The sequence below is a fragment of the Devosia indica genome (assembly GCF_003056405.1).
In the GTDB taxonomy this organism is placed as follows: Bacteria; Pseudomonadota; Alphaproteobacteria; order Rhizobiales; family Devosiaceae; genus Devosia; species Devosia indica.
Window position 1 is genome coordinate 30750 of the sequence record NZ_PYVZ01000005.1, and the last position, 12278, is coordinate 43027.

The 12278-nt window shown below is 63.1% G+C and carries 14 protein-coding genes; 10 read left to right on the plus strand and 4 right to left on the minus strand.

What is annotated here, in order from left to right; translation table 11 throughout:
• Position 1 precedes the first annotated feature (1 nt).
• The 3 genes from DDE76_RS06585 to DDE76_RS06595 are packed head-to-tail and all read right to left on the minus strand — an operon-like array spanning position 2 to position 976.
• Positions 2 to 265, minus strand: a complete 264-nt coding sequence (locus tag DDE76_RS06585; protein ID WP_104894907.1) for a type II toxin-antitoxin system ParD family antitoxin — start codon at positions 263 to 265, stop codon at positions 2 to 4.
• Positions 266 to 312: 47 nt separating this feature from the next.
• Positions 313 to 684 (minus strand): cell division protein ZapA, encoded by a 372-nt coding sequence (locus DDE76_RS06590; RefSeq protein ID WP_104893276.1) that lies wholly within the window; start codon positions 682 to 684, stop codon positions 313 to 315.
• 4 nt (positions 685 to 688) lie between these two features.
• Positions 689 to 976 (minus strand): DUF4164 family protein, encoded by a 288-nt coding sequence (locus DDE76_RS06595; RefSeq protein ID WP_104893275.1) that lies wholly within the window; start codon positions 974 to 976, stop codon positions 689 to 691.
• Positions 977 to 1216: 240 nt separating this feature from the next.
• On the opposite strand from DDE76_RS06595, the gene tkt reads away from it, so the two are divergent.
• The 6 genes from tkt (at position 1217) to DDE76_RS06625 (ending at position 7377) form a co-directional block, all read left to right on the plus strand.
• Entirely contained in the window at positions 1217 to 3193 is a 1977-nt protein-coding gene (gene tkt, locus DDE76_RS06600) for a transketolase (RefSeq protein WP_104893274.1), read from the plus strand.
• 49 nt (positions 3194 to 3242) lie between these two features.
• Entirely contained in the window at positions 3243 to 4250 is a 1008-nt protein-coding gene (gap, locus tag DDE76_RS06605; RefSeq protein ID WP_104893273.1) for a type I glyceraldehyde-3-phosphate dehydrogenase, read from the plus strand.
• A 202-nt stretch (positions 4251 to 4452) separates the two neighbouring features.
• Positions 4453 to 4983, plus strand: coding sequence for a putative glycolipid-binding domain-containing protein (locus DDE76_RS06610; RefSeq protein WP_157955688.1), 531 nt, complete (start codon positions 4453 to 4455; stop codon positions 4981 to 4983).
• A 64-nt stretch (positions 4984 to 5047) separates the two neighbouring features.
• The gene (locus DDE76_RS06615) at positions 5048 to 5335 is read left to right on the plus strand and encodes a hypothetical protein (protein ID WP_104893271.1); all 288 of its coding nucleotides are present in this window, start codon (positions 5048 to 5050) and stop codon (positions 5333 to 5335) included.
• Positions 5336 to 5742: 407 nt separating this feature from the next.
• Positions 5743 to 6945 (plus strand): phosphoglycerate kinase, encoded by a 1203-nt coding sequence (locus tag DDE76_RS06620; protein ID WP_104893270.1) that lies wholly within the window; start codon positions 5743 to 5745, stop codon positions 6943 to 6945.
• Positions 6946 to 7377, plus strand: a complete 432-nt coding sequence (locus DDE76_RS06625) for a GNAT family N-acetyltransferase (protein WP_104893269.1) — start codon at positions 6946 to 6948, stop codon at positions 7375 to 7377.
• Between the two features lies 1 nt (position 7378).
• On the opposite strand, the gene DDE76_RS06630 is transcribed toward DDE76_RS06625, so the two are convergent.
• Complete coding sequence (locus DDE76_RS06630; RefSeq protein ID WP_104893268.1) at positions 7379 to 8209, minus strand: aldo/keto reductase; 831 nt, start codon at positions 8207 to 8209, stop codon at positions 7379 to 7381.
• Positions 8210 to 8426: 217 nt separating this feature from the next.
• Between DDE76_RS06630 and DDE76_RS06635 the strand changes: the two genes are divergently transcribed.
• The 4 genes from DDE76_RS06635 (at position 8427) to DDE76_RS06650 (ending at position 12276) form a co-directional block, all read left to right on the plus strand.
• Positions 8427 to 9455, plus strand: coding sequence for a class I fructose-bisphosphate aldolase (locus DDE76_RS06635; RefSeq protein ID WP_104893267.1), 1029 nt, complete (start codon positions 8427 to 8429; stop codon positions 9453 to 9455).
• A gap of 182 nt (positions 9456 to 9637) precedes the next feature.
• Positions 9638 to 10243: a thiamine phosphate synthase gene (locus DDE76_RS06640; protein ID WP_104893266.1), complete on the plus strand. Its 606-nt coding sequence runs from the start codon at positions 9638 to 9640 to the stop codon at positions 10241 to 10243.
• A complete protein-coding gene (locus DDE76_RS06645) occupies positions 10240 to 11349 on the plus strand; it encodes a tetratricopeptide repeat protein (protein ID WP_104893265.1) in 1110 nt (369 codons plus the stop codon). The genes DDE76_RS06640 and DDE76_RS06645 overlap by 4 nt, the downstream gene beginning before the upstream one ends.
• Positions 11350 to 11481: 132 nt before the next feature.
• On the plus strand, positions 11482 to 12276 hold the full coding sequence (locus DDE76_RS06650) for an inositol monophosphatase family protein (protein ID WP_104893264.1): 795 nt from the start codon (positions 11482 to 11484) through the stop codon (positions 12274 to 12276).
• The last annotated feature ends 2 nt before the right edge of the window (positions 12277 to 12278 follow it).

The following is a 12278-nucleotide window of genomic DNA, read 5'->3' on the forward strand; positions in this document are numbered from 1 at the left end:
CTCAGCGTTTCTCGCGCCCGGCGATGGCGGCTTCGGCCCTTTTCATGACTATGTCGAGTAGTTCATCCTTACCATAGCTATGCCGAGGGCTGTCCAGCGCCTCGCCCACGACGCGGTCAAAATCGGCTTGCTGCCGAGCCCGCTCCTGCTCCTTGCGCACTAGGTCGCGGACAACATCGCTGCTATTGGCATATCGCCCGGTCTGGACCTGCTCCTCCACCCACTGCTTCATCGCATCGGGCAGCGAAATATTCATCGTGGCCATGGCAGCCTCCTGACAAATTTTGGCAAACTTTGCCAATCCTTGCCAATTTAGGGCAGCGATGCCGTCCCGTCCAGCGTTTCGGCCACGCTCTCGAGCGCCTCGGCCGCATCGGCCAGTTTCTGCGCGAACTGGGCTTCGGTGCTTTCCAGCTCGGCCGCAATATCCTGCCCGGCCTGCGTCAGCTCGGCCACCTGCGCCTCGAGTGCCTTGATCCTGCGCTCGGCCTCGGACAACTCATCAAGCACGGCAATACCGGCCATCACCGTCAGCCGGTTGTCGCCGATCTCGCCCACGGCCCCCTTGAGCCCTTCGACCTGGGCATTGAACCGCTCGGCCAACCCGATCAGATGCGCCTGCTGCCCCTCTTCGCAGGCCATGCGATACTTGCGGCCATTGATTTCGACATTCACCTCGGGCACGCGTTTACTCCGCCTTTGCCAGTACAGAGCGCACCGTTTCCATCGCCTCGACCAGGCGCCTGGAGACTTCATGCGCGCTGTCGTCGAGCCGTTTGGCGCGGGCTGCCGTCTTGTCGAGTTCGGTGGCCAGACGCGCGCGCTCCTGCACCAGCCGCTGGGTATCCACTTCCATGCGCTGCTGACGCTGCAACCGTGTATTGAGATCGCGGGTACTCGTGGCCAATCGCGCCAAAGCCCGGTCAAACCGGGCCGTGGCCGAGATCAGTCCATCTTCAAGTTCCGTCTCACTCATGGCCGCTACTGCCCTCAAGACGCGACGATTCCATCTCGGGTCAGCCTGCCCCAGCCATTGTGTCATTGCAACTGCGTTGCAGGGCGAACCCCCGGAAATCCGGCCTCGAACCGAACGCTTGCGCCCCTGGGTGACATTGACAGGCAAGACGAACCTGTTATGCCTCAACCCCGCCTTTGGGAGGGGAGCGCCGAGCGCCCGCTCCCGCCAGTTCCAAGCCTTTTTCAAGCGAGCGGTCCCATGACGAACACAGCCCAGCAGAACGATTTGGCCAACGCGATCCGGTCGCTCAGCATGGACGCGGTCGAGAAAGCCAGTTCCGGCCATCCAGGCCTGCCGATGGGCTGCGCCGACATTGCCACCGTGCTCTTCACCAAGGTGATGAAGTTCGATCCCGCAGATCCCCATTGGGCCGACCGCGACCGCTTCATTCTATCGGCCGGCCATGGCTCGATGCTGCTCTATTCCTCGCTCTACCTGCTTGGCTATCAGGATATGACCATCGACCAGGTCAAGAACTTCCGCCAGCTCGGCTCGAAGACTGCCGGCCACCCCGAGTTCGGCCATGCAACCGGCATTGAAACCACCACCGGCCCGCTCGGTCAGGGCCTGGCCAATTCCGTGGGGTTCGCCGTTGCCGAAGCCAAGTTGGCCGCCGAGTTCGGCTCTGAACTTGTCGATCACCACACCTGGGTGCTCGCCGGTGACGGTTGCCTGATGGAAGGCATTTCCCAGGAAGCCATCTCGCTGGCCGGACATCTCAAGCTCAACAAGCTCACGGTCATTTGGGACAACAACTCCATCACCATCGACGGCGCCGTCTCCAATGCCGACTCGACCGACCAGATTGCCCGCTTCAAGGCCGTCGGCTGGAACACCATCGAGATCGACGGCCATGATCAGGACGCCATCGAAAACGCGCTCAATCAGGCCAAGGCCTCGACCGACAAGCCCACCCTGATCGCCGCCAAGACCACTATTGGGTTCGGCGCCCCCAAGAAGGCCGGCACCGAAAAGGTCCACGGCGCTCCGCTCGGCGCCGAGGAACTGGCCGGCGCCAAGGCCGCTCTGGGGATCGACTATCCGCCCTTTGAAGTGCCCGCCGGCATTCTCGAAGCCTGGCGCGCCGCCGGCACCCGCAGCCGGAATATCCGCGGTGAATGGGAAGCCCGCCTTGCCGCTTCGGACAAGAAGGATGAGTTCTCTCGCCGCATTTCGGGCAAGCTGCCGGCCGATTTCGCCTCGGCCATGGCCGACTACAAGAAGAAGCTCGCCGAGGACAAGCCCAAGGTTGCCAGCCGCAAGGCCAGCCAGATGGCGCTTGAGATCATCAACAAGACAGTGCCCGAGACCCTGGCTGGCTCTGCCGACCTCACCCATTCCAACCTGACCAACACGCCCGAGACCCTGCCCTTCCAGGCCGACAATCGCACCGGCCGCTACATGATGTATGGCATTCGCGAGCACGAGATGGGCGCCGCCATGAATGGCGTGGCGCTGCATGGCGGCTTCATTCCCTATGGCGGTACGTTCATGGTCTTTACCGACTATGCCCGCCCGGCCATCCGCCTTTCGGCCCTGATGGAACAGCGCGTCATCTATGTAATGACCCACGATTCCATTGGCCTGGGCGAAGACGGCCCGACCCACCAGCCGGTGGAGCATCTCTCGGCCCTGCGCGCTATTCCGAACCTTCTGGTGTTCCGCCCGGCCGATGCCATGGAAACCGCCGAATGCTGGGAACTGGCTCTTGAGGCCGAAAAGAACCCTTCGATCCTCGCCCTTTCGCGCCAGAACCTGCCGGCTGTCCGCACTGAATATTCGGCCGAGAACAAATCGGCCAAGGGCGCCTATACCCTTGTCGGCCCCGCCAATGCCGATGCGGTCATCTTTGCCTCCGGCTCGGAGGTCGCCATCGCCGTCGAGGCCCAGAAGGAGCTGAGCGAAAAAGGCATCAAGGCGCGCGTCGTGTCCGTGCCCTCCATGGAGCTTTTCTACAAGCAGCCCAAGGCCTATCAGGACGAGATCATGGGCAAGGGCGTTGCCCGTGTCGCCATCGAAGCCGGCATTTCCATGAGCTGGGACAAGATCCTGGGCCGCAAGGGCAAGTTCGTGGGCATGAGCTCGTTTGGCGCCTCCGGCCCGATCGACGCGCTCTATGCCCACTTTGGCCTTACGTCCAAGGCCGTTGTTGAAGCCGTCACCAGTCAGTTGTAAGAGAGCCGCGCCTCCCTTTCTCCTCCCCTCCCGCTAGGAGCTCAAAAACATGGCAGTTCGCGTCGCCATCAATGGATTTGGTCGTATCGGCCGCAATGTCCTCCGGGCCATCATCGAGTCGGGCCGCACCGACATCGAAGTGGTGGCCATCAACGATCTCGGCCCGGTCGAAACCAATGCCCACCTGCTGCGCTTCGATAGCGTGCATGGCCGTTTCCCGCACAAGGTGACAGTCGATGGCGACACCATCGACGTCGGCCGCGGCCCCATCAAGGTCACCGCTGTCCGTGATCCTGCCGAGCTGCCGCATGGCGAAATGGGCGTCGATATCGCGCTCGAATGCACCGGTATCTTCACCTCCAAGGAGAAGGCCAGCGCCCATTTGAAGGCCGGCGCCAGGAAGGTGATCATCTCGGCCCCCGGCGACGGCGCCGACAAGACCATCGTCTATGGCATTAACCATGCGTCGCTGACCAAGGACGATGTGGTGATCTCCAACGCCTCGTGCACCACCAACTGCCTGGCGCCGCTGGCCTATGTCCTGCACAAGGAATTCGGCATCGAAAAGGGAATGATGACCACCATCCATTCCTATACCGGTGATCAGCCGACCCTCGACACCATGCACAAGGATCTCTATCGCGCCCGTGCCGCCGCGCTGTCGCAGATCCCGACCTCGACCGGCGCTGCCAAGGCCATTGGCCTGGTGCTGCCTGAGCTCAAGGGCAAGCTTGATGGCGTCTCGATCCGCGTGCCGACCCCCAACGTCTCCTGCGTCGATTTCAAGTTCATCGCCAAGCGCGATGTCACCGCCGAGGAAATCAACGCCGCGGTCAAGAAATACGCCGATGGCGAACTCAAGGGCGTGCTCGGCTACACCGAGTTCCCCAACGTCTCCATCGACTTCAACCACGACCCCCACTCCTCCACCATGGCGCTGGACCAGACCAAGGTGATGGATGGCAATTTCGTCTCGGTCCTGAGCTGGTATGACAATGAATGGGGCTTCTCCAACCGCATGGCCGACACCGCCGTGGCGCTGGGAAAGACTCTCTAGGCGAATTGAAGACCTGACAATGAAGGGCGTCCTCCGGGGCGCCCTTTTTTGTCCGCCCCACCACCACCCACAATGTCACCCCGGCGAAGACCGGGACCCAACCTGAGATCTCCGGGCGGAGGCCGGCATTCGCCGGGATGACAGGCCTTGACGATTAAGGCATTGTGATGCCGCCCGAATTCAGCCCGCGCAGGTGGCCGCATTGAATCTCAACCGATCCATCCGCTGGCGCGGCCTTGACCTCGAAACCATCGAGCATTGCCATATTATCGCCAATGGCCGCGATACGCGCATCCGCGGCACCATAATCGGCCCCGATTTCGGCCTGTTCTATCGGCTCAAGCTCGACGAGAACGGCCATATCCGCACGGTCAGGATCGAGCGCACCGACGGGAAATCCCTCGAACTCTTCGCTGACGGCGCCGGCGGCTGGTCCGATGATCGCGCCGAACCCATCCCGGCCCTCAGCGGCTGCGTCGATGTCGATATCTGGCCCACCCCCTTCACCAATGCCCTGCCCATCTGGCGCAGCGAGTGGGCGGACGGCCAGCCCGTCTCCTTCGCCATGGCCTGGATCGACGCCACGGACTTTTCCTTCAAGCGCGCCGAGCAGATCTACACCCGCCTCGACGCCACCCACTTCCGCTATCAGTCCGCCGATTTCCAGGCCGTGCTCGAGATCGACGCGGACGGCATCGTCACCGATTATCCAGGCCTCTTCACGCAAATCTGATTCACGCCTCTGTCACCAAATCAGCCTAATGGCTGATATTGTGTCGGCAACGGAGCAGTGAAAAATGTTCCTCCTCACCAAGCGCATCTCGGCAACTCTGCCCTTGAGCTGGCTATTGCTCGGCCTCATGCAGATGCCCTGGCTGATCCCGCTGCCAGCCGCCTTGATGCTGGGCTTTCTGACCTGGCGCCACCGCCGCATTCTTACCCAGGTTGGCACCGCACCGCTCGCCAGCGACGGTTTTGCCAAGCATGTCATGGTCGACGATCTGCTGCGTCTGGGCGGTCAGGTGCTCGTCTCGCCCTTGCTCTACATGCTGGGTGCGAGCCTAAATCGCTCGCTGGGCGGTTAAGTCACGACAGACTTATCCACGGTCCCAAATCTTCCCGCATACTCCTTGTCATCTCTCCCGCGATGGGCGGACTGCAGCGAACAGTTGCGGGAGGAGCCGGTGAGACTGGATTCGCTCCAGGGCTCGTCTGCTAGTCGGGCCACCTTGCGACGAGCGATCAATAGGGGCCACGACAGCAGGAGAAACCCGGTGTCCCGAGGCGGCTTCCGTCTCATTTTTATTTTCGAGACTGAAGCCGTCTCGGGTCACGCTCTGTTCTCAAACCCGGAAGTGGCGACACTGTCCGGCCACAGGCCGTGGCAGATTGCGCCCCTCTGCCCAAACGAGAAATTTTCTGTCCCCGCTTCCGCCAAACGTGCCACTCTGCTACCCACGGCCCGATTGGACCTGACCGCGGAGGCAGCACGATGAGCATGAGCTTCAAGACCCTGGACGAACTCGATCTGACGGGCAAGCGCGTGCTCCTGCGGGCCGACCTCAATGTGCCTGTGGCCGACGGCAAGGTCACCGATGCCACCCGCATCGAGCGCCTGGTGCCCACCATCCGCGAAATCGTCAAGAAGGACGGCAAGGTCATTCTTCTGTCCCATTTCGGCCGCCCCAAGGGCCAGGTGAACCCCGAATTTTCGCTCGAGCAGGTTTGTTCGGCCGTCGCCGACCAGACTGGCCATCCGGTCGGCTTCGTTGCCACCGACTGGATCGACGTTAGCGCTGCCCAGGCCGCCATCGACGAGGCCCCCGCCGGCTCTGTGCTGGTCATGGAAAACACCCGCTTCCATCCGGGTGAAGAAGCCAATGATGTCGAGCTGGCCCAGCGCATGGCGAGCCTGGGCGATGTGTATGTGAACGACGCCTTCTCGGCCGCCCATCGCGCTCATGCCTCGACCGAGGCGCTGGCACGCCTGCTGCCCGCCGCTGCAGGCCTGGCCATGCAGGCCGAGCTCGAAGCCCTGGAATCCGGCCTCGGCAAACCGAAAAAACCTGTCGTCGCCATTGTCGGTGGCGCCAAGGTCTCCTCCAAGATCGACCTGCTCGAAAACCTCGTCACCAAGGTCGATGGCCTGGTCATCGGCGGCGGCATGGCCAACACCTTCCTGTTTGCACAAGGCTATGGTGTGGGCAAATCGCTCTGCGAGAAGGATCTGGCCGACACCGCCCGCCGCATCATGGACAAGGCCGACAAGGCCAATTGCGCCATCATCCTGCCCATCGACGCGGTCGTCTCCTGGCACTTCAAGGCCAATTCGCCCACCCGTCTCTATGGCGTGGACGCCATCGACCCCGATGGCATGATCCTCGATATCGGCCCTTCTTCCATCGAGCGCATCAATGCCGCGATCGACGACGCCCATACCGTGGTCTGGAACGGCCCGGTCGGCGCCTTTGAAATGGAGCCCTTCGACGCCGGCACCGTCGCCATCGCCAGGCACGTCGCCAAGCGCACCCATGACGACCTGCTGGTCTCGGTCGCCGGCGGCGGCGACACCGTCGGTGCCCTCGCCCATGCCGGCGTCAAGGACAAGCTCAGCTACGTCTCCACCGCCGGCGGCGCCTTCCTTGAGTGGATGGAAGGCAAGCCCCTGCCGGGTGTGGAAGCGCTGAAGAAGTAAATGAGAAGCGTCATCATCCGACCTGCAAGGCCGGACGATATCGCGGCCCTTGTCGGGCTTGACAGCTTTGCCGCTTCGGACAATGCGCGAGCGGCGGAAATTGCGCGCTGGGTAGACGCGGGCCAATGTGCCTGCGCCACACTGAACGGCAAGCCGGCTGGGTATGCCGTCATGCACCAGCACTTCTTCGGGCATCCCATGCTGGAAATGGTGATGGTCGGCGCAGAGTATCGGAGGCGGGGCGTTGGCGAAGCCCTGATCCGCCACGCCATCGAGACAGCTCCCGGTCCAGCCCTCTGGACCTCGACGAACCAGTCCAACGCGCCCATGCAGGCGATGCTGGCTCGCCTCGGCTTCCAGCGCAGCGGCATCATCGAGGGTCTGGATGAGGGCGACCCGGAATTAGTCTACCGGGTCGCCAAGAGCAATTAGATCAGAACGTCGCCGTCACCGGGTCCGACCCGATCCGGCCATCGGCGGCATCAAGCCCGGCAATCGCCGCCTTGTCCTCATCGCTGAGCGCAAAGTCGAACACGTCGAAATTCTCGACAATCCGGCTCGGCGTCACCGATTTGGGGATCACCACCAGCCCCAGGTCGAGATGCCAGCGGATGATCACCTGGGCCGGGCTCTTGCCGTGCCGCTTGGCGATCTCGCCGATCACCGGATCGGCCAGCACCTGGCCCTGCCCCAGCGGGCTCCAGCTCTCGGTCACCACGCCCAAGCCCGCATGCTTGTCGCGCATCGCCTTCTGCTGGAAGCGCGGGTGGAGCTGGATCTGGTTGATCGCCGGGGTCACCCCGGTGTCCCGGATCAGATCGTCGATATAGCTGCCCTCGAAGTTCGACACGCCAATGGACTTGGCCTTGCCCTCTTCGCGCAGTCGGATCATCGCCTTCCAGGTCTCGATGTACTTGCCCCGGAAAGCCGAAGGCCAGTGGATCAGGTAGAGATCGACATAGTCGGTCCCAAGGCGTTTGAGGCTCGCATCCATGGCTGTGAGGGTCTCGTCAAACCCTTGATCCTCGTTCCACACCTTGGTGGTCAGAAAGATATCCCCGCGGTCTATGCCTGAGGCTACAATGCCCTTACCGACGCCTTCCTCGTTTTTATAGACGGCAGCGGTGTCGATATGCCGGTAGCCGGTTTTGAGCGCAGTGCTCACGGCCTCGACCGCCACATCGTCCGGGGTCTGCCAGACGCCCAGGCCCAGTTGCGGGATCGAACGGCCGTCATTGAAGCTCACGTGCGGTTGCGTGCTCATCTTTCTATCCTGACTTTGCGTGATTTTTGGCGCTTGGGACGCCTTGGAGATATCGTTAACTTACGATGGAAAGGCGAAATCGCCAAGCCCCGGAACAGGTTCCATGTCAATCTACCATACAAGATTAGCCTTTCGTCTCATATCCGGAGGTCTAATCGAATCCCGGCCAACGAAAGTCTAATCTGGCGGCCAGTTCACATCCGAGGTTCCCACCGCCATGACCAAGTCGCTCAATGCTATTGCCCAGAAATTGATGACCCCCGGCATGGGCATCCTGGCTGCCGATGAATCTGAAGGCACCATCGGCAAGCGTTTCGACAAGATCAACCTTCCCAATACGCTGGAGCTGCGCCGCGACTACCGCGAAATGCTGTTCGGCGCCGCCGAGGCGATGAAGTCCTATATCTCGGGCGTCATCCTGACCGAGGAAACCCTCAAGCAGGAAGCCGCCGACGGCACCCCCTTCCGCGCCATTCTGGCCGATGCCGACGTCGTTCCCGGCATCAAGGTCGACCGCGGCGCCTTCCCCATGCCCGGCGAAGGCGGCGAGAAGATCACCGAAGGGCTCGATGGCCTGCGCCAGCGCCTGGCCCACTATGCCGAGCTGGGGGCCGGATTTGCCAAATGGCGCGCGGTCATCACCATCAATGACATCGCCCCCACCCGCAACAATATCCGCGCCAATGCCCATGTACTGGCCCGCTATGCCATGCTCTGCCAGGAGGCCGGCATTGTCCCCATTGTCGAGCCCGAAGTGGTCGGCGATGGCGAGCCGGGCAACCACTCCATGGAGCGCTGCGCCACGGTTACCGGCGATGTTCTGGAAAATGTGTTCAAGGAGCTGCGTCTCGCCGGTGTCGACCTTGCTGGCATGCTGCTCAAGCCCAACATGATCCTGCCCGGCATCAATTCGCGCGAGCGTCCCAGCGTCGAAGAGGTCGCCCGCCGCACCGTTGACGTGCTCAAGGAACACGTTCCTGCCGCCGTCCCCGGCATTGCCTTCCTCTCCGGCGGCCAGACCGATGAGGAAGCCACCGCGCACCTCTCGGCCATGAACCGCATCGCTGGCAAGCCCTGGCCGATGACCTTTTCCTATGGCCGGGCCTTGCAGAACGTCGCCTTGCGCACCTGGGCCGGCCGTCGTGAGAATTTCCAGGCCGCGCGCCAGGCCTTCACTCACCGGGCTCACATGAATTCCCTCGCTGCCACTGGCGAATGGAGCAACGACGTGGATCGGGCTGCCTAGCCCCGTCCCGTCTTCCCGCGGACCCAACGCCGCGGCTGGCGCGCACTTCCCTCCCGGGGTGCGCGCCGTTTTGTCCCCGGTCGAGCGCCATTGCCTATGATGGGGTCAATCCCCTATTGAGGCATGTCCCTTTATTGCCAAAATGACACTCTAGGGACCACGCCGCGAATATCGGGAACATCATGGCTCCGCAGCTCTATCTCATCACACCGGAAAATCCGCAGCTCGAGCAGTTTCCGCGCCAGCTCATGGGCGTGCTGTCCGGCCCGGAAATCGCGGCACTCCTGGTGCGGCGGGGCGCCCTGGACGATGCTGGCTATGCTGCCCTTGCCGAGCGTGCCATCCAGATCGGCCAGGCCGCCGGCGCAGCAGTTCTTCTCGAAGACGACGGTGAACTCGCGCGCCGCCTCGGCGCCGATGGTGTGCATGTCACCAGCGGCGGCACCAAGGCCATCCGCGATGCCATCGCCTTGCTCAAGCCCGACGGCATTGTCGGCGTCGGCAATATTCGTTCGCGCCACGATGCCATGAGTTTTGGCGAACTCGACGTCGACTACGTCATGTTTGGTCCGCTGGGCGGCACGACCGACCCCGCTGCGGCCGAGCTGGCAACGTGGTGGGCCGAGACCTTCGAAGTCCCGGCCATTCATTCCGACCCGCAGATCCAGACCGCATCCCTTGACCTGACCGGCGCCGAGTTCATCGCCCTGTCCGATTGCATCTGGTCGGCCAGCGACCCGGCTTCTGCGCTCAGCGCCTTCGACAAGGCCGCCAGGACAGTGGCATGAGGGACGCGCGCCTCCTGCCTGCATTGGCGTTCGCCGGCATGGCCCTGCCGGCCTTGGCGCAGGGCAATGTGGCCGACCAGATCAGCGATTCCGTCTTCGGCCCCCGCGCGCCGACTGACTACGCCTATGGCGCCTATCAGCGCGGCTATTTCCTGACCGCACTTGAGCTGGCCCTGCCACGCGCAGAACAGGGTGATGCTGCGGCCCAGACCCTGATCGCCGAAATCTATGCCCGTGGCCTGGGCGTGGCGCAGAATGCCGAGCGGGCCGCCGGCTGGTATCAGCTCGCCTCCAACAATGGCGACCGGCTCGCCACGTTTGAACTGGGGATGCTGTATCAGGATGGCGTTGGCGTCCCCCGCAACCGCCAGCGCGCCGCCGAACTGTTCACGGCTTCTGCCGAGGCAGGCTACATTCCGGCCAAGTACAATCTGGCTCTGCTCCACGTCGAAGGCGTCTATGCCGATCCGAACCTGACCCGGGCGGCCGAGCTGATGAAGGAGGCGGCCGACGCTGAACTGCCCGAAGCACTCTATGATTACGGTGCCATGCTGCTCGAAGGCGCGGGCCTTGCCCCCGATATCGAACAGGGCGCCGACTACATCCGTCGCGCCGCCGAAGCGGGCCTCGCCGACGCGCAGGTCGATTATGCAACCCTGCTCTATCTCGGCCAGGGCGTTGAGCGGGACATTGAAGCTGCCGCCTCCTGGTATGGCGTCGCCGCCGGGCAGGGCAATGTGGTGGCGCAGAACCGCTATGCCAAGCTCCTCGCCGTGGGTGAGGGGGTTACCCTGGATCTTGAGGAAGCGGCTATGTGGCGTGCCCTGGCCCGCCGTCAGGGCCTGACCGACCCGGATCTGGATCGCCTGCTGGTCTCGATCCCCGCCGAAGCTCTGGAGCGCGCTGAGGAGCGCGCTCGATTCTGGCCATCCACGCCGCCCAGCATAGAAACGGTTGCTACTGTTCCGACCGTCGTCGGACCCGTTCTGCCCAGCCCGACTGACGCGGACAACGCGCCCACCCAGGTGGTCGATCCCAATCCTGCGACCGAGGATGCGCCCAAAACCGAAACCACCGGCGGCAGCGCGGAAACGCAAGACCCTTGAACCAGCGCCGGTTCTGGGGCAATAAGCGCGCCACACTTCAATCCAGCGGCGGGGCCCTTCTCCCCTTGGCCGGCCGGCAGACCGATCTGCCCGCCCCGGTCAAACCGCATGAGCTAGCGAGCAGTTTACGTCATGGCCCGTTCCGCCCTCCTCAACGTTATGGTCAGCGCCGCCATCAAGGCCGGCAAGTCGCTGGCGCGCGATTTCAACGAGGTCGAGAACCTGCAGGTCTCCCGCAAAGGGCCGGCCGATTTCGTCTCCAAGGCCGATCTGCGCGCCGAACAGATCGTCTATGACGAACTGCGCAAGGCTCGTCCCACCTACGCCTTCCTCATGGAAGAAGGCGGCGAAGTGGCCGGCACCGATGGGCAGCATACCTGGATCATCGATCCGCTCGACGGCACCACCAATTTCCTGCACTCCATTCCTCTGTTCGCGGTCGCCATTGCCCTGCAGCGCGGTGACGAGATTGTTGCCTCGGTGATCTACAACCCGATCATGGACGAGCTCTACACTGCAGAAAGGGGCGGCGGGGCCTGGCTCGCCGACACCAAGCGCCTGCGCGTGGCCGGGCGCCGGCACCTGTCGGATGCCGTGGTAACCACCGGCATCAAGACCCAGGGCACGAGCAATGACACCCTCCAGCTCCGCCAGCTCGCCCAGATCAATCCCGCCGTTGCAGGCATCCGCCGCTCCGGCTCGATCGCAGTCGACATGGCCTGGCTCGCTTCCGGTCGCTTCGATGCGCTATGGGAAGCAGGCCTCAAGCCCTGGGATGTCGCGCCGGGCCTGCTGATGGTCAAGGAAGCCGGTGGCCTAGTCACCGATTTCGCCGGCCAACCCGGATCGGTCTGGAACGGCCAGATCGTAGCCGGCAACGAGACGCTGCAGGGTGCCCTGCTCAAATCCCTGCGCACGATCCAGTAGCG

Bases quoted from the DNA above. Each gene is read 5' to 3' on its own strand.
- DDE76_RS06585 (WP_104894907.1), bottom strand. From the start codon at position 265: ATGGCCACGATGAATATTTCGCTGCCCGATGCGATGAAGCAGTGGGTG.
- DDE76_RS06595 (WP_104893275.1), bottom strand. From the start codon at position 976: ATGAGTGAGACGGAACTTGAAGATGGACTGATCTCGGCCACGGCCCGG.
- tkt (WP_104893274.1), top strand. From the start codon at position 1,217: ATGACGAACACAGCCCAGCAGAACGATTTGGCCAACGCGATCCGGTCG.
- gap (WP_104893273.1), top strand. From the start codon at position 3,243: ATGGCAGTTCGCGTCGCCATCAATGGATTTGGTCGTATCGGCCGCAAT.
- DDE76_RS06615 (WP_104893271.1), top strand. From the start codon at position 5,048: ATGTTCCTCCTCACCAAGCGCATCTCGGCAACTCTGCCCTTGAGCTGG.
- DDE76_RS06620 (WP_104893270.1), top strand. From the start codon at position 5,743: ATGAGCATGAGCTTCAAGACCCTGGACGAACTCGATCTGACGGGCAAG.
- DDE76_RS06625 (WP_104893269.1), top strand. From the start codon at position 6,946: ATGAGAAGCGTCATCATCCGACCTGCAAGGCCGGACGATATCGCGGCC.
- DDE76_RS06630 (WP_104893268.1), bottom strand. From the start codon at position 8,209: ATGAGCACGCAACCGCACGTGAGCTTCAATGACGGCCGTTCGATCCCG.
- DDE76_RS06635 (WP_104893267.1), top strand. From the start codon at position 8,427: ATGACCAAGTCGCTCAATGCTATTGCCCAGAAATTGATGACCCCCGGC.
- DDE76_RS06640 (WP_104893266.1), top strand. From the start codon at position 9,638: ATGGCTCCGCAGCTCTATCTCATCACACCGGAAAATCCGCAGCTCGAG.
- DDE76_RS06645 (WP_104893265.1), top strand. From the start codon at position 10,240: ATGAGGGACGCGCGCCTCCTGCCTGCATTGGCGTTCGCCGGCATGGCC.
- DDE76_RS06650 (WP_104893264.1), top strand. From the start codon at position 11,482: ATGGCCCGTTCCGCCCTCCTCAACGTTATGGTCAGCGCCGCCATCAAG.